Below are 21,858 nucleotides of genomic sequence, written 5' to 3'. Positions count from 1 at the left end.
GCCGCAGGCGGTTATTCCTTCGGCTCGTCCATCTTCAAGGTACCGTCCTCGAAGAGATTGAGCTTCTGCCGTAGCTCACGCGGCTGCATTGGTGCCTCGCCGGCACCAGCGGGCGCTGCTGCACCTGGCGCTGCCGAGCCTGGCGCCGCGGGTGCGTCAGATGCCGGCGGTGCATCCGGAGTGCCCTGCTCGCCCTCGATATTGCGCTGGGCCTTCTTGGTCAGAACGATGATATCGATGCGCCGGTTGACCGGGTTGAACGGGTTCTTGCGGTCGAACAGCGACGACGACGCATAGCCAACCACCCGCGCCACCTGATCATCCGGATAGCCACCCGCCACCAGCGCACGTCGCGCAGCGTTGGCACGGTTGGCCGACAGCTCCCAGTTGCCGTAGTCACCGCTACCGGCATAGGCCTTGGCATCGGTGTGGCCGCTGACGCTGATCTTGTTCGGCACCGCCTTGATGGTGTCGGCCATGGCCAGCAGAATGTCCTCGAAGTACGGCTGCAAACGCGCGCTGCCGATGTCGAACATCGGCCGGTTCTCGGCATCCATGATCTGGATACGCAGGCCGTCCTGGGTGATCTCGAACAGGATCTGATCCTTGAACTTCTGCAGTTGCGGGTTTTCTTCGACCTTGTTCTGCAGCTCCTGCAAGAGCAGGTTCAGGCGTTCCTTTTCAACCTGCTCGGCCATGGTCTCGACCTGATCCTTGTCCAGCTGCACGCTGGTCTCGGGAGTCGGCTCGGACTTCACCTCAGGGTTGATGGTCTTGTCCGGCGCCAGCTCCGGCGAGCCACCCAGGTCAATCACATAGGGCGTACCGCTTTCGGAGAAGCCGATCGGGTCCTTGAAGTAGCCGGCGATGGCGATCTTCTGCTCTGGGGTGGCCGTCGACATCAGCCACAGCACCAGGAAGAACGCCATCATCGCCGTCGCGAAGTCGGCAAAGGCGATCTTCCAGGCGCCGCCATGGTGACCGCCGCCAAAGCGCTTGACGCGCTTGATGATTATCGGCTGATTGTTTTCCATGAATCAGCGACCGCGAACTGCTTGTTCCAGCTCTGCGAAGCTCGGACGGTGCTTGGGGTACAGCACCTTGCGCCCGAATTCCACGGCCAGTGACGGCGGCATGCCCGAGGCCGAAGCCACCAGCGACGCCTTGATCGACTCGTACAGATTGACCTCTTCCTTGGCATCGTGAGCCAGGCAGGTAGCCAGTGGGCCGAAGAAACCGTACGCAGCAAGAATACCGAAGAAGGTACCCACCAGCGCCGCACCTACGTGCATGCCGATGGCAGCCTGGTCGCCCTCACCCAACGAGGCCATGGTGACGACGATACCCAGTACCGCCGCAACGATACCGAAGCCAGGCATGCCGTCGGCGATCCCGGTGACCGCGTGCGAAGGGTGGTCGAGTTCTTCCTTGAGGCTCAGCAGCTCCATGTCGAACAGGCCTTCGAGCTCGTGCGGAGCCATGTTGCCGGTGGACATGATGCGCAGGTAGTCGCAGATGAACGCAGTCATGCGCTCATCACCCAGCACTGCCGGGTACTTGGCGAAGATCGGGCTGGCCGAGGCGTCTTCGATATCGCCTTCGATCGCCATCATGCCTTCGCGGCGGCTCTTGTTGAGGATCTCGTAGACCAGGCCCAACACCTCCAGGTAGAAGGTATGGGTGAAACGTGAGCCGAACATCTTCATCGACTTCTTGATCACGTGCATGGTCATGTAGCCAGGGTTGGCCTGCAGGAACGCGCCAAACGCAGCCCCGCCAATGATGAGCACTTCGAACGGCTGGATCAGCGCCGCAATCTTGCCGTGGGAAAGCACGTAGCCTGCGATCACGCTCGCGAAGACGACGATGATGCCGATAATTTTAGCCATAGGTTCAAAGCACTTGAAGTCGAGGTCAGGGTCGGGGACGGGAGCTTGAAAACTCTTCTTCTACTTATCGGCAGAACTGCGCCAGACTATAGCCACTCCAAGTGAAAAGCCAGTTCGGACTGATGTCAAAATGCCAATTGAAACCAAGGTACCAAGTCAGACGCCACGCACTTTAGACCGCTGGATAAAACTGCTGGATGACGTGCGCCTGCCCGTGCCCAAGGAAAGCCACGACCGGGTAATGGCGGCCATCAATGACAACCGTCGGTCATTGCGCGACATCGCCGAACTGATGCAGGACAGCCCCGCCTTGGTGCTGTCGGTCATGCGTGAGGCCAATCACTCGGCCAACGCCAGCCAGGCCGAGCCGGCCGAGAGCCTCGAAGTTGCCCTCAATCGCCTCGGACTTGAGCGCAGCGCAGAGCTGCTGGCGCGCCTGCCGGCCTTGCCCGGCGATGACATCCCGCCGGTACTGCGCCAGTTTCTGTTGATCAGCCAGCATGCCGCGCAGCAGGCCAGTGGCCTGTTCGCCAGCCGCCTGGCGCGGCTGTGGCAGGAGATTCACTGGGGCAGCCTGCTGTTCCTGTCGCCGCTGTGGCCGATGGCCGTGACCTACCCCAAGCTGCTCGACACCTGGGAGCTGCGGGTTATCCACAAGGGCGAAAACGCTGCCGAGGTCGAGATCGAGCTGTTTGGCGTACGCCTGATGGAGCTGTGCCAGGCGGTCGCCCTGCACTGGCGCCTGCCGGAGTGGGTAACCCAGGGCTACCGCCTGCTTACCAGCGAACGCGAACAATTGGCTCAGGTATTCAACATTGCCCGCGAGACGGACAGCCTCGAGCAGCAGCATCGGCTGGATGAAGAACCAGGCCTGCGCCGCTGGTTCAACCAACCGGCCAACACCGTATTGCTGGCCAACGGCCTAGCACTGGCGGCGCAAGTCGGCTGGGACAACCCGCACCTGCTGCGCTGGCAACTGCTGACCGCGCTGTATTTGCAGACCTCGCTGGACGACGTCCAGCAGCAGGTTCACCAGCAAGCCGCAGCGAGTGCCCGCCATCACGCCCGCCACGCCCTGTTCCACCCGGCCGAAGCGTTGATCTGGCCATGGCAGCAGCGCCGTCCGCACCCGGACATGCTCACACCACCGCCGCCGCCTGCAGAAAACCTGGAGCGCTGGCGCTCGCTGTGCGCCGAAATGCTGGCCCAGCCCAGCCGCTTCAGCAATGCCGTGCACCTGGCTACCCACGCCCGCGATGCACTGCTCGCCTGCGGCATGCAGCGGGTACTGCTGCTGACCTACGACAAGGCCACTGATGCCTTGCGCGTGCAGCAGACTGCTGGCCTGCCCAAGGAAGCAGCTGCACTGAACCTGGCAGTCAAACAGAACAAACTGTTACAACGCTTGACCAGTCAGGCCGGGCAATTGCGCCTGACGCCGGACAACCACGCCCAGTTCGCCGCCCTGCTGCCAGCGCCGATCAATGCCCTGTTCCCCAGCGAGCACCTGCTGCTGCGCTCGCTGGCGGTCAATGGCCAGGTAATCATGCTGCTGCTTGCCGATCAGGCGGGCCGCCCGCTGGCCGACGTCAGCGTGCAGGCACTGGGCAAGACCGCGCAGTGTATCGAGCGCGCGCTGGCTACCTTCGCCACCCGCAGTAGCTGAGCCTTACGCTACAATCGCCCCCTCGCGTTCCACCTGGAGACTGTGGATGACTGATTTTTCCGGCTTGCCGCTGGTTATCGAAGCGCAAGACCTGTTGCCACGCCTGGGCTCGCCCGCGCTGATCGTGGTCGACCTGACCAGCGCCAACCGCTATGGCAGTGGCCACGTACCCGGTGCGCGCTTCGTCGACTCCAAGCGTACCCAGCTGGGCCAACCGCCGGCGCCTGGGCTACTGCCGGCGCGCGCCGACCTGGAAAAGCTGTTCGCCGAACTCGGCCATCGTGACGATGCCGTCTATGTGGTTTACGACGACGAAGGCGGTGGCTGGGCCGGGCGTTTCATCTGGCTGCTGGATGTCATCGGTCATGCGCAGTATCACTACCTCAACGGTGGTATCCAGGCCTGGCCGGCTGATCAGCTGTCGACCGAGACGCCCGCCAGCGCCACCGGCTCGGTCAGCCTGACCATAAAAGACGAGCCGACCGCCACCCGCGAATACCTGCAGAGCCGCCTCGGCGCTGCCGACCTGGCCATCTGGGACGCTCGCGCGCCGGGTGAATACCGGGGCGAGAAAGTGCTCGCGGCCAAAGGCGGGCACATCCCCGGCGCCGTCAACTTTGAGTGGACAGCAGGCATGGACATGAATGACCACCTGCGCATCCGCAAGGACATGGCCGAGATCCTGCAAAATCTGGGTATCACTCCCGACAAGGAAGTGATCACCCATTGCCAGACCCATCACCGTTCAGGCTTTACCTATCTGGTGGCCAAGTCCCTCGGCTACCCCCGGGTCAAGGCGTACGCCGGCTCGTGGGGCGAATGGGGCAACCATCCGGACACGCCCGTAGAGGTTTAAGGAAATTCAATGAAATCGCGTTTGTTCATCATCAGTCAGTACCTGCTGCCGCACCATCTGCTGTCACGCCTGGCCGGTTGCGTTGCCGAGTGCCGCGCACGCTGGTTCAAGAATGCCTTCACCGCCTGGTTCGCCAAGCGTTATCAGGTCGACATGTCCGAAGCACTGGTCGAAGACCTCAGCGCCTATGAGCACTTCAACGCCTTCTTCACCCGCGCCCTGAAGCCAGGTGCGCGCCCGCTGGATGAAACTCCAGGGGCCATTCTGTGCCCGGCCGATGGCGCCGTCAGCCAACTCGGCCCGATCGAGCACGGCCGCATCTTCCAGGCCAAGGGCCATGGTTACAGCGCGCTGGAGCTGCTCGGCGGCGATCCGGCGCTGGCCGCACCGTTCATGGGCGGCGAGTTCGCCACCATCTACCTGTCGCCGAAGGACTACCACCGCGTGCACATGCCGCTGGCCGGCACCCTGCGCGAGATGGTCTACGTGCCAGGCCGGCTGTTCTCGGTCAACCAGACCACTGCCGAAAACGTACCGGAGCTGTTTGCCCGCAACGAGCGCGTGGTCTGCCTGTTCGATACCGAGCGCGGGCCGATGGCCGTGGTGCTGGTCGGGGCGATGATCGTGGCTTCGATCGAAACCGTCTGGGCCGGGCTGGTCACTCCGCCCAAGCGTGAGCTGAAGACCTTCCGCTACGACGAAGCCAGCCGCACACCGATCCACCTGGAAAAAGGCGCCGAACTGGGCCGTTTCAAGCTCGGCTCCACTGCCATCGTGCTGTTCGGCCCGGAGCAGGTGAAGTGGGCTGAAAGCCTCGGTGCCGGCTCTGCCGTGTGCATGGGTGAACTGCTGGCGGTGCCGACCGCAGTCTGATCCGCCGCCTACGAAAAGGCCCCGCATGGCGCAAACCATGCGGGGCCTTTTCGTTTGTCGGGGCCGCTCTTCGCCCCCTTACGGGCTCAGATCAGCCGCGAGCGTCGCGGTCGCGCAAGCCGAGCAGATACAGCACACCATCCAGACCAAGGGTCGAGATCGCCTGTTTGGCCGACTGGCGCACCAGTGGTTTGGCGCGGAAGGCCACGCCCAGCCCTGCCAGCGACAGCATGGGCAGATCGTTGGCGCCGTCGCCTACAGCGATGGTCTGTGCCAGTTGCAGGCCTTCCTTGCTGGCCAGCTCCTGCAACAGGTCAGCTTTACGCTGGGCATCGACAATTGGCTCGATGGCCACGCCTGTGACCTTGCCGTCGACCACTTCCAGTTCGTTGGCGAATACATAGTCGATACCCAGCCGCGCCTGTACCTGCTTGGCAAAGTAGGTAAAGCCACCGGACAGGATGGCGGTCTTGTAACCCAGGCGCTTGAGCTCGGCGAACAGGTTTTCGGCGCCCTCGGTCAAGCGCAGCGATGCGCCGATCTCGTCCAGTACCTTAACGTCCAGGCCTTTGAGCAACGCCATGCGCTCCTTGAAGCTGGCGCGAAAATCCAGCTCGCCACGCATGGCCCGCTCGGTAATGGCGGAAACCTGCTCGCCGACGCCGGCGGCCTTGGCCAGCTCGTCGATGACTTCGGCTTCGATCAGCGTCGAATCCATGTCGAACACCGCCAGCCGGCGGTTGCGGCGGAACAGGTCGTCCTTCTGGAAGGCGATATCCACGGCCAGCTCTTCAGACAACGTGAAGAACGCGGCACGCAGGGCCTGAGCATCACTCGGCTCGCCGCGCACAGAAATCTCCAGACACGCTTTGCCGTGCTCGCTGTCGGCGTTCAGCGCCACCCGCGCCGACAGGCGTTCGATGCGCTCGATGGTCAGGCCATACTGGCTGATGATCGCACTGACCCGCTGCAGCTGCTCGGGGGTGACCTTGCGGCTGAGCAAGGTGACAATCTGCCGGGCGTCGCCCTGGCCATCGGCCCAGTGCTGGTAGTCAGCCTCCGAAATCGGTGTGTAGCGTGCCTGCAGATTGAGCTCGTGGGCCTTGCTCTGCACGCTGTGCAGCAACTGCGTGGCGACTTCGTTATCCGGGATATCGACGAGGATGCCGAACGACAAAGTGCCGTGCATCACGGCCAGGCCGATGTCGAGAATGTTCACACCGCCCTGGAGCAGGACGCCGGTGATGGCGGCAGTGAGACCTGGGCGGTCTTCACCGGTGATGTTGATCAGAACGATTTCGCGCACAACCTGGCTCCGACTTCGATGAAAAATGCGCATTCTACCGACTTTCGGTGACTATCGGGCGCCACTTGCACTTTGCCGACAAATGCCGGGTCGCTATACTGCGCAGCACTTTCTCGTCATAAAGAGCCGCGCTCTGTGAACCGGCCCACGCCAGTTAAATCCGATAACTTCTTCCTGATGCTGTTCCATGCTCTGCGCCAACGCCGCGTACCCTTGGCATTGCGTATCGCCAGCACCAATATTTTCCTGGTGGCCATGGCGCTGGTGATCTATGCCTGCGTGATGGGCCTGCAGTTCAAGCAGGCCATGCATGAGCAGGCGGACGCCCTGGGGCAGAGCCTGACCATCCAGACGGCCACCTCGGCGACCGAACTGCTGGTGTCCAACGACATCCTCAGCCTCAACGTGCTGCTGGGCAATCTGGTGAAGAACCCGCTGGTGGCCCACGCCGCCATCTACAGCGTCGACAACCGCATCCTCGCCGAGGCCGGTCAGCGCCCGAAAAACACCCTGCTGGGTGAAGCCGAAGGCCTGTACCAGACCAAGATCACCTTTCAGGACGTGACCGCCGGGCAACTGCGCATCAGCCTGGACATGAGCGAGTTCCAGCAACCGATGCTGATCAGCTTGCAGAGCATGGGTATTCTGGCGGGGATCCTGCTGGTCTTGGCCCTGACCCTGAGCCTGCGCCTGGGCCGCTACATCTCCACGCCGCTGCTGCAGCTGCGGGTCTGGCTGCGTGATCCGCACCCGTACACCCCGGCCATCGATCGTCAGGACGAGATCGGCGACCTTGCCCGTCAGTTGCATGCCCGCCTCGCGCCACCGCCGCCGCCTGAGCCGGAAGAAGAGGAAGAGCACGACGACGAGCATGACTTCGCCGACCTTGATCACGCCCCGGCAACCACCAGTGTCGCTGCCCGCAGCCGGGCTATTGCCCAGCAGGATGAGGAAGACGATGAAGCCTTTGCCGGCCTGATCGACGTCGAGCAAAGCAGCGCCAAGCCGGTTGTGGCCGCGCCAGTCTCGACCGAACCGCAGTACAGCGCCGTACTGGCCGTACAGCTGGGTTCGCAGGAGCAACTGCGCCGCCTGCCGCGCACGCGCCTGACCGAGCTGCTCGAGCGTTATCGCGACTGCCTCGAGCAGGCTGCTTCGCTGTATGAAGGTGAAACCTTCACCCTGACCGACGGCAGCACCCTGCTGCTGTTCCACAGCCGCGAGACCGGTGAAGACTACCTGACCAATGCCATCTGCTGCGGCGAGCTGCTGCGCGCCCTGGGCCATGCCCTGCAGATCGAAGTGGCCGATAGCGGCATCACCTTGCAGCTGCAACTGGGGCTGACCGTGGGTGATGACCTGCAAGGACTCGAGCAGGTCGATCTGCTGATGACCGAAAAAGCCCAGGATGCCCTGGCCTTGTCGCAGCACAGCCGCAACCTGCTGTTGGTCGAGCGCAAGATCACCGATGATGCGCTGGTCCGCCAACGCGCCCGCATCCGCCCGATTGCCAGCCCTGAGGGTGCGTGCTGTGTCGAGCGGTTGATGGAGCCGTACCCGTCGATGCTGGAGCGGCAACTGGCGCGCATGCACGAGCGCCGGGCCTGAGGATTGGTCCACCCAGTGGGAGCGGGGGAACCCGCTCCCACAACCCGCACAAACAAAAAGGCCGCCCCCACAGATTTCTGCAGGGGCGGCCTTTGCAAGCGCTTCAATTCAAACTCAGAACCTGAACACTTCCATATCGGTACGCACCGGCGAAGCAATCGGGATCTTCGACTTCTCTGGGGTCTTCTTGACCTGCACTGGCGCCGCCGGCTTCTTGCGGGTTTCTTCAGCCAGGGCCGGCTGATTGGCCAGCGGCTTGACCGCGTTGCTCAACTGCTCGGCCAGCTTCTGCAACAACTGCCCTTGCGCCTGCACCTGGGAAGACTCGCTGCCCTCATGCGGTTGCTCAAGGTGCACTATGCGGTTGTCACGCACGTTGCCGCGGCGATCCAGCAGGCGCCACTGTGCATCCAGAATGGCCGGCTGATCCTTGCCCGAATCCAGCCGAGTGATCGACAGCAGCACCTGCACGTCCGGCGTAAAACCACTGCTCGCCGGCGCCAGCACCACCCGTTGGCTGTCCAGGCGCCAGGCCAGCTGGCGCACCAGCAGCTGGTCAATATCCGAAGACAGGCTGCCCGCCCAACGACCGTCCGTCGCCGAAGTCAGGCTGCCGTCTGCCTGGCGCTGCAAAAAGGTCTCGCGCTGCAGGTAGTCAGCCACCGAAACCGGGCCCAGCACCACAGCCATACCGGCACTCTGCGAAGGCTGGCCAGGTTCACCACTGTCCAGCTGATACAGGGCTACCGGCTGGTGCACACTGCACCCGCCCAGGCCCAGCAGGCCGGTCATCAACAGCGCAAATGGAAAGCGCGGAAATTTCATCATCCCATCCAGGTGGCAGCCATTCGGCACACCGCAGTGATACACATGTAGAGTCTTTGGGGCGCTCGGCCACGCCGGCGCCGCGAGCGACTATCATCCGCGAAAAGGTCGTCCGACTCCAGTAGTTCCGCCGCGAACAACGCCGAAAGTGCCGGTTCAGACGACTCGCCTGGTTAGCTCGAAGCTTCCACCAGCAGCCCATCGACGCGCTGGAAGCCGCGGGGCAGCTTGCTGCCTCGCCGACCGCGTTCGCCCTTGTAGTGCTCCAGATCATCTGGTTTGAGCGACAGGGTACGCTTGCCAGCCTGCAATACAAGGGTCGAACCCTCGCTGATGACGGCCAGGTCGGTGACGTACTCCTCGCGACTGGCAACCCGGTCGCCCGGTACGCCAATGATCTTGTTGCCCTTGCCCTTGCCCAGCTGCGGCAGGTCGGCGACCTTGAACACCAGCAAGCGGCCTTCGGTGGTCACCGCTGCAAGCCAGTCCTGCTCGCGGTTGCTCACCGGCCGCGGCGGGATCACCTTGGCACCGTTGGGCAGGCTGAGCAAACCCTTGCCGGCCTTGTTCTTGGCCTGCAGGTCTTCGCCCTTGACCACGAAGCCGTAACCCGCGTCGGAGGCCACCACATACAGGGCGTCGTCCTCGGGCAGCAGCACGCACTCGAAGGTCGCCCCCGGCGGCGGTGTCAGCCGCCCGGTCAGCGGCTCGCCCTGGCCACGGGCCGAGGGCAACGTGTGCGCGGCCACCGAATAACTGCGCCCGGTGGAGTCGATCAGCACGGCAAACTGGTTGGAGCGCCCCGCCGCAGCGGCCTTGAAGCCGTCACCGGCCTTGTAGGAAAGCCCGGTGGCATCGATGTCATGGCCCTTGGCGCAACGCACCCAGCCTTTTTCCGAAAGCACCACGGTGACCGGCTCGGTCGGCATCAGCTCGTTTTCCGAGAGTGCCTTGGCTTCGCTGCGCTCGACAATTGGCGAGCGACGGTCGTCGCCATACTTCTCGGCATCTTTGATCAGCTCGCTGCGCACCAGCTTTTTCAGCTTGGCGTCGCTACCCAGCAGGGCTTGCAGCTTGGCCTGCTCTTTAAGCAGTTCGTCCTGCTCACCGCGGATTTTCATTTCTTCCAGGCGAGCCAGCTGACGCAAGCGGGTCTCGAGGATATATTCGGCCTGGATCTCGGTCAGCTCGAAGCGGGCAATCAGCGCCTGCTTGGGGTGCTCTTCGGTACGGATGATGTGGATAACTTCATCCAGGTTGAGAAACGCCGTGAGCAAGCCGTCCAACAGGTGCAGGCGCCGCTCGACCTTGTCCAGGCGGTGCTGCAGGCGCCGGCGCACGGTGCCGACGCGGAACTGCAACCATTCCTGCAGCAACAGCCGCAGGTTTTTCAGTTGCGGCCGGCCATCGAGGCCGATGATGTTGACGTTGACCCGGTAGCTGCTTTCCAGATCAGTGGTGGCGAACAGGTGCTGCATCAGCTCGTCGGCATCGACCCGATTGGAGCGCGGGATGATCACGATTCGGCATGGGTTCTCATGATCGGACTCGTCGCGCAGGTCAGCCACCATTGGCAGCTTCTTGGCCTGCATCTGCGCAGCGATCTGCTCGAGCACCTTGGCCCCGGAGACCTGGTGCGGCAAGGCGGTGACGACAATGTCGCCATCCTCGACGCGGTACACCGCACGCATGCGGATCGAGCCTTTGCCGCTCTCGTACATCTTCAAGATGTCGGCACGCGGCGTGATGATCTCGGCTTCGGTCGGATAGTCCGGGCCTTGAATGTGCTCGCACAGGTGCTCGATGGTCGCTTTCGGCTCGTCGAGCAGGCGCACACAGGCGCTGGCGACTTCGCGCAGGTTGTGCGGCGGCACATCGGTGGCCATGCCCACAGCAATACCGGTGGTGCCGTTGAGGAGGATATTCGGCAGCCGTGCCGGCAGAACCGACGGCTCCTGCAGAGTGCCGTCGAAGTTGGGCACCCAGTCGACCGTGCCCTGGCCGACTTCGTCGAGCAGCACTTCGGAGTAGCGCGACAGGCGCGCCTCGGTATAACGCATGGCCGCGAACGACTTCGGATCGTCCGGCGCACCCCAGTTGCCCTGGCCGTCGACCAGGGTATAGCGGTAGCTGAACGGCTGCGCCATCAGCACCATGGCTTCATAGCAGGCCGAGTCGCCGTGCGGGTGGAACTTGCCGAGCACGTCGCCGACGGTACGCGCCGACTTCTTGTGCTTGGAATCGGCATCCAGACCCAACTCGCTCATGGCATAGACAATGCGCCGCTGCACAGGCTTGAGGCCGTCGCCGATATGCGGCAGGGCGCGGTCCATGATCACGTACATGGAGTAGTTGAGGTAGGCCTGTTCGGTGAAGTCAGCCAGGGAACGGCGCTCGACGCCGTCGAGACTGAGTTCCAGTGAGTCGCTCATGCGGGCCTCGTCATTTCAGGTTCTGGCGCAACAGCATGCTGCCGCCGCGCTGGGTAAATTCAAGTTGTTTGAGGGCGCTCATGCCGAGCAGCACGGTTGTGCCGTCAAGGCCGGGCACCACCAGGGCGCGTACGCCCTGCAGGCGGATATCACCCAGTTGCAGGCTGTCCAGACGGGTCCGGTAGCCTTCAGTGCGGCCATTGGCGGTACTCACCAGCACAGGCGCACCGCGTTGCAGCTCAAGGCCTTTGGCCAGCGACTCAGGGATGGCGACATCGGTCGCGCCGGTGTCGAGCATGAAGTGCACGGTCTGGCCGTTGATTGCGCCGTCGGCGACAAAGTGGCCCTGACCATTGCTCAGTAAGCGAACTTCGATGAAACCATCACCATGGGCCGACTCGGGTTGCGCATTGGGGTTGCGCTGCTGATCCTCCCAGACGCCAAAAAAACGCGTGGCAAGAAACATCGCCGCCGCCCAGGCGAGAATCATCAGCACCCTGCCCGCGCGCTTGCCGGCCGGCTGGCTCATGGTTTGCCACTCCAGCCGCCTTGTGGCGCAGCAAAGCGCCAGACGATCGGCCGTACTTCGCCATCGCCGCGGGCGCCGTTGTTGTTGTCCACGCCAATCCAGGCGCCCTCGTCATCGATGATCAAGGCTTCGGCGACGCCAAACAGCTGGTCATAGCGGCGCGCCTCGGTCAGCGCATCGGCGGCAAACGACCAGCAGCGCTCGACGGCGCCGCTGTCCACGTCGCGCCGGCATACCCGGTAGGCATTACGCTCCAGGGTAAACAGCTTGCCGGCATACAGCGCCAGGTCGGCAAAATCGCGCGACACCGGCCGCGGCTTGTCCACTTGCGGCGGCTGCATCTCGACCCCAGCCTCGCTGAACAGCACACAGCTGCGCACGCAGGTCCACAGCGACTGCTGGCGTTGCAAGGCAACCAGGCCGCGCCGTTCCCGTTCGGCGGCCAGCCATAGACGATCGCCCGCCGGGTTGATCACCACCCCCTCGAACAAGCCATTGAAGCGCAGCAGCATGCCGCTGGCACGTGCCCGGCCAACCATCAACGGGTCGATCTTCAACCAGTTCGGCTCACCTTGCAGCGGCACCTGCAGCACCGCCGCATGGGATTCGCTGACCAAGTAAAAGTTACCCGCCTGATCGCAGCTGATACCTTCAAAGTCCAATTCACCACCGCGCACTGCGGCGACCGCCCAACTGCGCACCTTCAAGCCTAATGGCAAGCCACTGTCAGGCACCGGCGGCGCGCTGAAGGCCATCGCTTCGGCCTGCCAGGCGCCATCGCGCTGTTCGAAGCGGTAGATCCGGTCGTCATCGCGGTCGGATACACCCCAGAGCGCGCCACGGCACATCGCCAGGCCCGAGAGGTTGCCGCTGGGCATACCGTCAATGGCGTGCTCGCTGCTCAGCTTCAGCTCCGGCCAGTCGCTCGCCAGACTCGGCAAAGCGACCAGGGCCAGTACTGCGGCAAGCAACCGAACAATCAAACCATGACCTCAGCCAGGTTGCCTTTGGTTTCCAGCCAGCTCTTCCGGTCACCGGCGCGCTTCTTCGCCAGCAGCTTGTCCATCAGCTCGCAGGTGGCCTCGACGTCATCCAGAGTCAACTGCACCAGGCGCCGGGTGTTCGGGTCCATGGTGGTTTCGCGCAACTGCGGCGGGTTCATCTCACCCAGGCCCTTGAAGCGGGTGACCTGCGGCTTGCCACGTTTTTTCTCGGCGACCAAACGGTCAAGAATGCCGTCACGCTCCGCTTCGTCGAGGGCGTAGTAGATCTCCTTGCCCAGGTCGATGCGGTACAGCGGCGGCATGGCGACGTAGACGTTGCCCGCCTCGACCAACGGCCGGAAGTGCTGCACGAACAAGGCGCAGAGCAAGGTGGCGATGTGCAGGCCGTCGGAGTCGGCGTCGGCGAGGATGCAGATCTTGCCGTAGCGCAGCTGCGACAGGTCGGTGGCACCCGGATCGACACCGATGGCCACGGCGATGTTGTGCACTTCCTGGCTGGCCAGCACTTCGCCGCCGTCGACTTCCCAGGTATTGAGGATCTTCCCGCGCAGCGGCAGGATGGCCTGGAATTCCTTGTCCCGCGCCTGCTTCGCCGAACCGCCGGCGGAGTCACCCTCGACCAGGAACAGCTCGGAGCGCATCGGGTCCTGGCCAGCGCAGTCGGCCAGCTTGCCGGGCAGTGCCGGGCCCTGGGTAATGCGCTTGCGCTCGACCTTCTTGCTCGCCTTGAGGCGGCGACCCGCGTTGCTGATGGCAAGCTCCGCCAGCTGCATACCCAGTTCAGGGTGCGCGTTGAGCCACAGGCTGAAGGCATCCTTGACCACGCCGGAGACGAACGCCGCCGCCTCGCGCGAGGACAGGCGCTCTTTGGTCTGGCCGGAGAACTGCGGCTCCTGCATCTTCATCGACAGGACGAAGCTGATCCGCTCCCAGATGTCTTCCGGCGCCAGCTTGACCCCACGCGGCAGCAGGTTGCGGAACTCGCAGAACTCGCGCATGGCATCCAGCAGGCCCTGGCGCAGGCCGTTTACGTGGGTACCCCCTTGCGCCGTCGGGATCAGGTTGACGTAGCTTTCCTGCACGCTGTCGCCGCCCTCGGGCAACCACAGCAGGGCCCAGTCGACCGCTTCCTTGTTACCGGCCAGGCTGCCGCAGAACGGCTCGTCGGGCAGCCGCAGGAAGTCGCTGACCGAATCGACCAGGTACGAGCGCAGGCCGTCTTCGTAGTGCCACTCGACTTTCTCGCCGCTGGCCTTGTCTTCGAAGCTGATCGACAAGCCCGGGCACAGCACGGCCTTGGCCTTGAGCACATGCTTGAGGCGGCTGATGGAAAACTTCGGCGAGTCGAAGTACTTCGGATCTGGGCTGAAATACACGCTGGTACCGGTGTTGCGCTTGCCGACCGTACCGATCACTTCCAGCTCGGTGGCCTTGTAGCCGTCGGCGAAGGTCATCTGGTATTCGTTGCCGTCACGCTTGACCCGCACCCGAACCTGGGTCGACAAGGCGTTGACCACCGAGATACCAACGCCGTGCAGACCACCGGAGAACTGGTAGTTCTTGTTCGAGAACTTGCCGCCGGCGTGCAGTTTGGTGAGGATCAGTTCGACACCCGAGACGCCCTCTTCTGGGTGGATGTCGACCGGCATGCCCCGGCCATCGTCGCTGACTTCCAGCGAGTGGTCGGCATGCAGGATGACCTGCACCGAGCGGGCGTGGCCGGCCAGGGCTTCGTCGACACTGTTGTCGATGACTTCCTGGGCCAGGTGGTTGGGCCGGCTGGTGTCGGTGTACATACCGGGCCGTTTACGCACCGGATCGAGGCCGGAGAGGACTTCGATGGCGTCGGCGTTATAGGCGCTAGCGCTGGGGTTGGCCATGGGTTCTCGTCGTCAGTCTGGTGAATGCGAAAAATCAAAATACAGAAAAATCGAGCGCCGCATATTGCTCGCGGGCAATGCCGGCAAAAGCCAGCAACGCCGGCAGGCGCTTGGTGAAGCCCTGGAAACTGTGGTCGCCACCGGCTTCGATACGCAGCGCGCAGGCCTGGTAGTAGGCAGCGGCGTGGCGGTAGTCGAGGGTTTCATCGGCGGTCTGCAACCATACCTGGTAGCGAGCGGCGTCGGTTGGCGGCGCCACTTCGAGCTCGGCCAGGGCCTGCACGTGGTCCAGGGTCAGCTCCCAGGGCTCATCGGTATACAGGTTGCGCTGGGTGCCCAGGTAGCCGTCGAACAAGCGGTGCGGCGCTACCGCCGGGTTGATCAGCAGTGCCTTGAGGCCATGCCGCTCGGCCAGATGGGTCGCATAGTAGCCGCCCAGCGAACTGCCTACCAGCAAGGGCGCGCCCAGCTCGGCAATGGCGGCTTCGAGCTGGCCAATCGCCTCACGCGGATGATGGTGCAGCGCGGGGATGCGCAACTGGCCAGCCAGGCCCAGTTGCTGCATCACAGCCTCAAGCTGGCGCGCCTTGGTCGACAGCGGCGAGCTGTTGAAGCCGTGGATATAAAGGATGGAACCCGACATGCTGCCCCCAGTATCTGCTGCGGCGCGCCCGCCAGTTGGGGCGCAGGGACGCGCAGTGTAGCGTGTTCGCCGAGCATTGGCGCTGCTTCGGGATTTTCGTAAGACATTGTTCAAGGTCGCTGGGGGCTGCGCGCTCAATAACCGGGGCTGTTGAAATCCAGCTGCAGCACATAATCCAGCGCCCGCTCTACGCCTGTTTCCAGCTGACCGTCTGCATGCAGGCGCAGCCAGCGGTATCCCGGCAACTCTTCACTGACCTTGAAGTCGACGCTACCCGGGGCGAACTGGATGCAGGTCGACGGTGTGGCCATGTAGCGCACGCCGTCACGCGTCTGCTCGAAGGCCTGGTGCACATGCCCCCAGAGCACCGCGCGCACCTGCGGGTGAGCCTGCACCCGTTGCAGCAACTCATCGCTGTTGCGCAGGCCGATCGGCGCCATCCAGGCGCAGCCGATGTCCACCGGCTGGTGGTGACAGCAGATCAGGCAATGGCGCTGGGGGACACTGTTCAGGGCTTGATCGAGGACGGCAAGCTGCGCCGGCGCGAGCAGGCCATGGGTCGCGCCCACCACTGCCGAGTCGAGCATGATGATGCGCCAGTTGCCCACATCGGTTACCGACTGCAACAAATCCGTACCTTGCGCCACCTCGGCCATCACTCGCGCCTGATCATGGTTGCCCGGTAGCCAGCGGGCTGGCGCGCGCAGCGTCGCCGTCATCTCGGCAAAGGCGCGATAGGCCGTCGCGCTGGCATCCTGCGACAGGTCGCCGGTGCACAGCAGCAAGTCGATTGCAGGTTGTTCGCGATGCACCTGGTCGATCACATGCTGCAGGCTGCCGCGGGTATTCAGGCCCAGCAGGGTGCCTGCCGGATCAGCAAACAGATGGGCGTCGGTCAGTTGCACGACATTGATCGGTGCGTGGGGATGGTTGGGCTGCGGCAACGGCCGTCTCCTCGAGCGAGTTCTGCGCGATTATCGCCGCTGACAGCTTTCACGCAAGCCGGCGAAGCCGACTCGCATCACATTTTCAGCGTACTGCCGCCAGTTCATGGCCGCAGGCCAGGCAGTGGCTCAGCCATTCGCCGAGAAACAGATTGAGCTGGGCCTTCTCGTCGGGCTGGTGCATGGCTTCGTTGGGGTACGGGTAGATGCTGCGAAAGCGCCGTGCATGCTCGGCGCTGACCACTTCGGCCATGCGCGCATCGTGGTACACCTGCACTTCCAACTGCGGCACCGGCAGCCAGGGCAGGCTATGTTCCTGACGCACGCGCAGGGTGGTGGTGTATGGGCACGTCAGCAGCACGTCCAGCACCAGCACGCCAAGCATCTGGTCGCCCTGGGTCATACCGATGCGCCGCGAGCTCTGGGTAGTACGCATGTCCGGCAGCAGGCGCATCAAGCGAGCGTAATTGGCCTCGCAGGCACTTTGCAGCCCGACCAGATCGACCCGATAACGCTCGCGCAGCAGGTTCACTTCCACATCCCCCGTACTTCGTCGCGGTTCAGCGCCAGCCATTGCAGGCCGATGATGCTGGCCGCGTTGCAGATGCGCCCGTCACGTACCGCCTGCAGGGCGTCCTCGAACGACCAGGCGCGCACGCGGATATCCTCGCCCTCTTCCTCCAGCCCATGCAAGCCGCCGGCACCTTCGCTGACGCAGCGGCCGAGAAACAGATGCACGAACTCGTCGCTGCCGCCCGGCGATGGGAAGTAGCGGGTCATCGGCCACAGGGCCGAGAAGGTCAGGCCGGCTTCTTCTTCGGCTTCGCGATGGGCAACCTCTTCAGGCTGCTCGTCCTTGTCGATCAGGCCCGCGACCATTTCAATCAGCCAGGGATTGGCCACCTTGCCCATGGCGCCAGCGCGGAACTGCTCGATCAGCACCACCTCGTCGCGCAGCGGATCGTACGGCAGCACGCACACTGCATCGTGGCGCACGAACAGCTCGCGGCTGATCTCACGGCTCATGCCGCCGGCGAACAGCTCATGGCGCAGGTGCAGCTTGTCGAGCTTGTAAAAGCCCTGGAAGCAGTTCTCGCGCTTGACGATCTCAACCGTCTTGGGCACCGAATTGGACGTGTCTGTCATGGAAATCCTCATTACCTCAACTACCGCATCGCGCCATCCTACTCTGCGTTTGACCGGGTTTCACCCCTTTCCGTTGACCGTTCAGGCTGCTGGAAGCGGGTGCGTCATGTCTGTTAGCTTAGTGGCGAACCGACGGCTTTGCCGACGGTCCAAGGCCGACTATCCAAGTTCTGCAAGGATCATCATGACGCTAGTCAAACTGACTTCCGTGGCTGTGCTGGCGGTGGCACTGAGCGCCTGCCAGAGCCTGTTCGCGCCCAATTACCGGGCCCCACTCGAGGTCAAGCGCGATGCCTGGGAGCACGTCAAGCCGGGCTGCAGTGCCAGCGACTGCCCGCTGGTGAACATCGACACCGTGCACTTCCCGGCGCTGCCCAAGCTCGACGCCATCGTCGAAAGCCGCCTGCTGCAACTGACCACCGACAACGCCCGCAGCAGCGCGCCGACCTCGCTCAAGGCCTACGAGGATCAGTACCTGGCCAGCGCCGACAAGCGCAACAGCAGCTACCTGCAAGCCAAGGTACGTGAACAGCATGACGGCTTGGTGATCATCGAGCTGTCCAGCTACCTCGACAGTGGTGGCGCCCACGGCATGCCCGGCCGCGCGTTCATCAACTACTCGCGCAAGCAGGACAAGGTCCTGACCCTGCAGGACATGCTGGTGCCAGGCCAGGAAGACACCTTCTGGAAAACCGTCGAAGAGTCGCACCGCGCCTGGATGATCAGCACCGGCATGGACAAGGACGCCGAATTCGTCAAGACCTGGCCGTTCAAGAAGTCCCCGCACATCGCCCTGACCTACGGTGCGGTCGTGGTGAAGTACGAGGTGTATGCCATCGCGCCCTACTCCATGGGCCACATCGAGCTGAAAATCCCCTACCCGCGCCTGAATGGCGTAATCAAGCCTGAGCTGTTTCCCGGCCGCGGCTGACACTCAATAGCCCGTACAGCAGCCCTGCCAGCACCAACGCCGGCAGGGTTGCACCGACCTCCGGGGCCAGGTTGGCAATGCCATGATAGGCCGCGACGCCCACCGCCCAGGCCAGCAGCGCCTGCCAGTGCAAGCCGTCGACACGGGTCGGCAACTGGCGCTGGCGGATCACGAAGTGGTCCGTCAGCACCACGCCGAACAGCGGCGCGAACACCGAACCGATCAACAGCAAGAAGTTCTCGTACTGGGCCAGCGGCGCCAGGCAGGCGATCAGCGTGCACAGCAGGCCGATCGCCAGGGCCAGGTGTTCGACCTTGATCGGCAGCAGCAAGCCGGTGGAGACCGCGCCGGAATGGATATCGGCAAAAGCGTTCTCGGTCTCATCCAGCAGAATCAACAACAGCGGGATACCCAAGCCGGCGCCGGCCAGCGCCAGCAGCAGGGCATTGGCCTCACCGCTTGGCGCAAAGGCCAGGGTGTAGGCAACGCCAAGGCTCATCAGCCAGGCATTACCAAGCAGATAACCGAGCACGGTGCCACTGAACACGCGGCCCGCATGCTGGGCGAAGCGCGAATAGTCGGCAATCAACGGCAACCACGACAGCGGCATGGCGATGACGATGTCAAAACCGACTGCCAGCGACATCGAGCCATCGCCCGCTCGCTGCCAGATAGCGCTCAGATCGGCCTTGGCAAACAGGTTCCAGGTCAGCCACAGGCAGGCGCCGATCAATAGCCAGATACCCCACTTGCGCAAGATCTTGCGCACGAAGGTCAGCGGACCGCAGATTGCCAGCAGCGTTGCCAACGCGCCAAAGCACAGCGTCCACAGCAGCGGGCTGGTCCAGGCACTATCGGCTCCGAACGCCCGCGCGCCGAGCAGGCTGGCGGCGTCGCGCATGACGATGATTTCGAACGAGCCCCAGCCAATCAGCTGGAGCAAGTTGAGCACTGCCGGCAGGCGCACGCCGTGCCGGCCAAGGCTCAAGCGCAAGGTGCCCATGGCCGACAGGCCGGTGTCACTGCCAATTACTCCGGCTGCGGCCAGCAGCAGCACGCCAACCGCAGTGCCGAGCACGATTGCCAGCATCGCGCCGGCCAGGCCCAGGCCTGGAGCAAGCATGGCGCCGACCTGCAGCACCATCAAGCCAGTGCCAAGGGAGAACCACAGGACAAACAGGTCCCGCCCGCCGAACAGGCGCTGGCTGGCGGGAATCGGATGATCGGGGGAGAAGTTGCTGGGGGTGGTCATAGTTGATGCTCGCCGGAGTTATTGTGGAGATGCGAGGGGTTCGCGCTCGTTCGCGGGTAAACCCGCACCCACAAGGTTTTGCAGCGCCGCCTAAACCTGTGGGAGCGGGTTTACCCGCGAAGGGCTGCAAAGCAGCCCCAGTTGCATCACACCTTCTGGTACAGCTGGCTGCCGGTCTGACGGAAGCGCTCGGACTGCTCGCGCATGCCCTCCTCGACCGACATGTCGACCGCCTCGATACGCTGATTGGCAGCGTACTCGCGCACTTCCTGGGTGATCTTCATCGAGCAGAACTTCGGCCCGCACATCGAGCAGAAGTGAGCGACCTTGGCCGATTCCTTGGGCAGGGTCTCGTCGTGGTAGGCACGGGCGGTGTCCGGGTCCAGGCCAAGGTTGAACTGGTCCTGCCAGCGGAACTCGAAGCGCGCCTTGGACAGCGCGTTGTCGCGGATCTGCGCGCCGGGGTGGCCCTTGGCAAGGTCGGCGGCGTGGGCGGCGATCTTGTAGGTGATGATGCCGGTCTTGACGTCATCCTTGTTCGGCAGGCCGAGGTGTTCCTTGGGCGTGACATAGCAGAGCATGGCGCAGCCAAACCAGCCGATCATCGCCGCACCGATGCCCGAGGTGATGTGGTCGTAGCCCGGCGCGATGTCGGTGGTCAGCGGGCCGAGGGTGTAGAACGGCGCCTCGTCGCAGCATTCCAGCTGCTTGTCCATGTTCTCCTTGATCAACTGCATCGGCACATGGCCGGGACCTTCGATCATGCACTGCACGTCGTGCTTCCAGGCGATCTTGGTCAGTTCGCCCAGGGTCTCCAGCTCACCGAACTGGGCGGCGTCGTTGGCATCGGCAATCGAGCCCGGACGCAGGCCGTCGCCGAGCGAGAAGCTGACGTCGTAGGCCTTCATGATTTCGCAGATTTCATCGAAATGGGTGTAGAGGAAGTTCTCCTGGTGATGCGCCAGGCACCACTTGGCCATGATCGAACCACCACGGCTGACAATGCCGGTGACGCGCTTGGCGGTCAGCGGCACGTAGCGCAGGAGCACGCCGGCATGGATGGTGAAGTAGTCCACGCCCTGCTCGGCCTGCTCGATCAAGGTGTCGCGGAACAGCTCCCAGGTCAGGTCTTCGGCAACGCCGCCGACCTTTTCCAACGCTTGGTAAATCGGCACGGTGCCGATCGGCACCGGCGAGTTGCGGATGATCCACTCGCGGGTTTCATGGATGTGCTTGCCGGTGGAGAGGTCCATGACCGTGTCCGAACCCCAGCGGATGCCCCAGGTCAGCTTGGCCACTTCTTCTTCGATGGACGACCCCAGCGCGCTGTTGCCGATGTTGCCGTTGATCTTCACCAGGAAGTTACGGCCGATGATCATCGGTTCGAGTTCGGTGTGGTTGATGTTGGCCGGGATGATCGCGCGACCACGGGCGATTTCGTCGCGAACGAACTCTGCGGTGATTTCCTTGGGCACGCTGGCGCCGAAGCTGTGGCCGGCGTGCTGCTGCTCAAGCAGGCCGGCAGCGCGGGCCTCTTGCAGCTTCATGTTTTCGCGGATGGCGACGTATTCCATCTCGGCAGTAATGATGCCCTGCCGCGCGTAGTGCATCTGCGTAACGTTGGCGCCGGCCTTGGCCCGGCGCGGATTGCGCACGTGGGCAAAGCGCAGCTTGGTCAGTTCGGCATCGCCCAGGCGCTGCTGGCCGAAGTTCGAGCTCAGGCCCTCCAGGCGTTCGGTGTCGCCCCGCGCGTCGATCCAGGCCGAGCGGACATCGCCCAGGCCCTTGCGCACATCGATGCTGACAGCAGGGTCGGTATACGGGCCCGAGGTGTCGTACACCAGCACCGGCGCATTGGCTTCGCCGCCAAAATCGGTAGGGGTGTCATCCAGGCTGATTTCGCGCATGGGCACACGGATATCCGGGCGCGAACCCTGGACATACACTTTGCGCGAACGGGTGAAGGGTTGCACAGACTGCTGATCGACTTGCGCCGATTCGCTGAGGTTGATCGCTTTTTCTTGTTTGCTCATCACAGGCTCCAGACAGCTTCCTAGCGGCGGAATGTCGGGGA

General features: G+C 63.5%; 19 protein-coding genes. 5 read left to right on the top strand and 14 right to left on the bottom strand.

The genetic code is table 11. The annotated features are described in order from the left end of the window. Positions 1-11 precede the first annotated feature (11 nt). Together motB and motA are read right to left on the bottom strand one after the other, a co-directional pair. The gene (motB, locus tag K3F44_RS22180; protein WP_220632978.1) at positions 12-1,034 is read right to left on the bottom strand and encodes a flagellar motor protein MotB; all 1,023 of its coding nucleotides are present in this window, start codon (positions 1,032-1,034) and stop codon (positions 12-14) included. A 3-nt stretch (positions 1,035-1,037) separates the two neighbouring features. Beyond that, positions 1,038-1,889, bottom strand: coding sequence for a flagellar motor stator protein MotA (motA, locus tag K3F44_RS22175; protein ID WP_101315887.1), 852 nt, complete (start codon positions 1,887-1,889; stop codon positions 1,038-1,040). Between the two features lie 130 nt (positions 1,890-2,019). On the opposite strand from motA, the gene K3F44_RS22170 reads away from it, so the two are divergent. The 3 genes from K3F44_RS22170 to asd are packed head-to-tail and all read left to right on the top strand — an operon-like array spanning position 2,020 to position 5,284. Then, the gene (locus K3F44_RS22170; protein WP_220632977.1) at positions 2,020-3,555 is read left to right on the top strand and encodes an HDOD domain-containing protein; all 1,536 of its coding nucleotides are present in this window, start codon (positions 2,020-2,022) and stop codon (positions 3,553-3,555) included. A 46-nt stretch (positions 3,556-3,601) separates the two neighbouring features. Next, positions 3,602-4,411: a rhodanese-like domain-containing protein gene (locus tag K3F44_RS22165; protein ID WP_220632976.1), complete on the top strand. Its 810-nt coding sequence runs from the start codon at positions 3,602-3,604 to the stop codon at positions 4,409-4,411. A gap of 9 nt (positions 4,412-4,420) precedes the next feature. Continuing rightward, positions 4,421-5,284, top strand: a complete 864-nt coding sequence (gene asd, locus K3F44_RS22160; protein ID WP_220632975.1) for an archaetidylserine decarboxylase — start codon at positions 4,421-4,423, stop codon at positions 5,282-5,284. 91 nt (positions 5,285-5,375) lie between these two features. Here asd and serB read toward each other — a convergent pair whose 3' ends face one another. Further along, entirely contained in the window at positions 5,376-6,590 is a 1,215-nt protein-coding gene (gene serB / locus K3F44_RS22155) for a phosphoserine phosphatase SerB (protein WP_101315883.1), read from the bottom strand. Between the two features lie 135 nt (positions 6,591-6,725). Here serB and K3F44_RS22150 point away from each other — a divergent pair, with 135 nt between their 5' ends. Beyond that, a complete protein-coding gene (locus K3F44_RS22150; RefSeq protein WP_101315881.1) occupies positions 6,726-8,198 on the top strand; it encodes a histidine kinase in 1,473 nt (490 codons plus the stop codon). Positions 8,199-8,312: 114 nt separating this feature from the next. On the opposite strand, the gene K3F44_RS22145 is transcribed toward K3F44_RS22150, so the two are convergent. The 9 genes from K3F44_RS22145 to K3F44_RS22105 form a co-directional block, all read right to left on the bottom strand. Continuing rightward, on the bottom strand, positions 8,313-9,023 hold the full coding sequence (locus K3F44_RS22145; protein WP_220632974.1) for a membrane integrity-associated transporter subunit PqiC: 711 nt from the start codon (positions 9,021-9,023) through the stop codon (positions 8,313-8,315). A 173-nt stretch (positions 9,024-9,196) separates the two neighbouring features. Further along, the gene (parC, locus tag K3F44_RS22140; protein WP_220632973.1) at positions 9,197-11,455 is read right to left on the bottom strand and encodes a DNA topoisomerase IV subunit A; all 2,259 of its coding nucleotides are present in this window, start codon (positions 11,453-11,455) and stop codon (positions 9,197-9,199) included. Positions 11,456-11,465: 10 nt separating this feature from the next. Further along, entirely contained in the window at positions 11,466-11,984 is a 519-nt protein-coding gene (locus tag K3F44_RS22135) for a TIGR02281 family clan AA aspartic protease (RefSeq protein WP_103435839.1), read from the bottom strand. Continuing rightward, on the bottom strand, positions 11,981-12,964 hold the full coding sequence (locus K3F44_RS22130; RefSeq protein WP_409077679.1) for an esterase-like activity of phytase family protein: 984 nt from the start codon (positions 12,962-12,964) through the stop codon (positions 11,981-11,983). Before K3F44_RS22130 ends, K3F44_RS22135 begins: the two co-directional genes overlap by 4 nt. After that, entirely contained in the window at positions 12,964-14,868 is a 1,905-nt protein-coding gene (gene parE / locus K3F44_RS22125) for a DNA topoisomerase IV subunit B (RefSeq protein WP_101315871.1), read from the bottom strand. Before parE ends, K3F44_RS22130 begins: the two co-directional genes overlap by 1 nt. A 34-nt stretch (positions 14,869-14,902) precedes the next feature. Next, positions 14,903-15,511, bottom strand: a complete 609-nt coding sequence (locus tag K3F44_RS22120) for a YqiA/YcfP family alpha/beta fold hydrolase (protein WP_101315869.1) — start codon at positions 15,509-15,511, stop codon at positions 14,903-14,905. Between the two features lie 134 nt (positions 15,512-15,645). Continuing rightward, positions 15,646-16,455 (bottom strand): 3',5'-cyclic-AMP phosphodiesterase, encoded by an 810-nt coding sequence (cpdA, locus tag K3F44_RS22115; protein ID WP_188035213.1) that lies wholly within the window; start codon positions 16,453-16,455, stop codon positions 15,646-15,648. Between the two features lie 85 nt (positions 16,456-16,540). Then, positions 16,541-16,993: a DUF1249 domain-containing protein gene (locus K3F44_RS22110; protein WP_101315865.1), complete on the bottom strand. Its 453-nt coding sequence runs from the start codon at positions 16,991-16,993 to the stop codon at positions 16,541-16,543. Continuing rightward, positions 16,984-17,601 carry an NUDIX domain-containing protein gene (locus K3F44_RS22105; RefSeq protein WP_101315863.1) on the bottom strand — a complete coding sequence of 206 codons (618 nt, stop codon included), beginning with the start codon at positions 17,599-17,601 and terminating at the stop codon, positions 16,984-16,986. Before K3F44_RS22105 ends, K3F44_RS22110 begins: the two co-directional genes overlap by 10 nt. Before the next feature lie 184 nt (positions 17,602-17,785). Here K3F44_RS22105 and K3F44_RS22100 point away from each other — a divergent pair, with 184 nt between their 5' ends. Then, a complete protein-coding gene (locus K3F44_RS22100) occupies positions 17,786-18,532 on the top strand; it encodes an RsiV family protein (protein ID WP_101315861.1) in 747 nt (248 codons plus the stop codon). On the opposite strand, the gene cytX is transcribed toward K3F44_RS22100, so the two are convergent. After that, positions 18,501-19,784, bottom strand: a complete 1,284-nt coding sequence (cytX, locus tag K3F44_RS22095) for a putative hydroxymethylpyrimidine transporter CytX (RefSeq protein WP_220632971.1) — start codon at positions 19,782-19,784, stop codon at positions 18,501-18,503. The two genes, K3F44_RS22100 and cytX, sit on opposite strands and share 32 nt — an antisense overlap. A gap of 146 nt (positions 19,785-19,930) precedes the next feature. Continuing rightward, complete coding sequence (gene thiC / locus K3F44_RS22090) at positions 19,931-21,817, bottom strand: phosphomethylpyrimidine synthase ThiC (protein WP_220632970.1); 1,887 nt, start codon at positions 21,815-21,817, stop codon at positions 19,931-19,933. Positions 21,818-21,858: the final 41 nt, after the last annotated feature.

This window comes from Pseudomonas sp. S07E 245, assembly GCF_019599025.1.
GTDB classification, from domain to species: Bacteria; Pseudomonadota; Gammaproteobacteria; order Pseudomonadales; family Pseudomonadaceae; genus Aquipseudomonas; species Aquipseudomonas shirazensis.
This window is presented reverse-complemented; position numbering and strand designations above follow the sequence as displayed.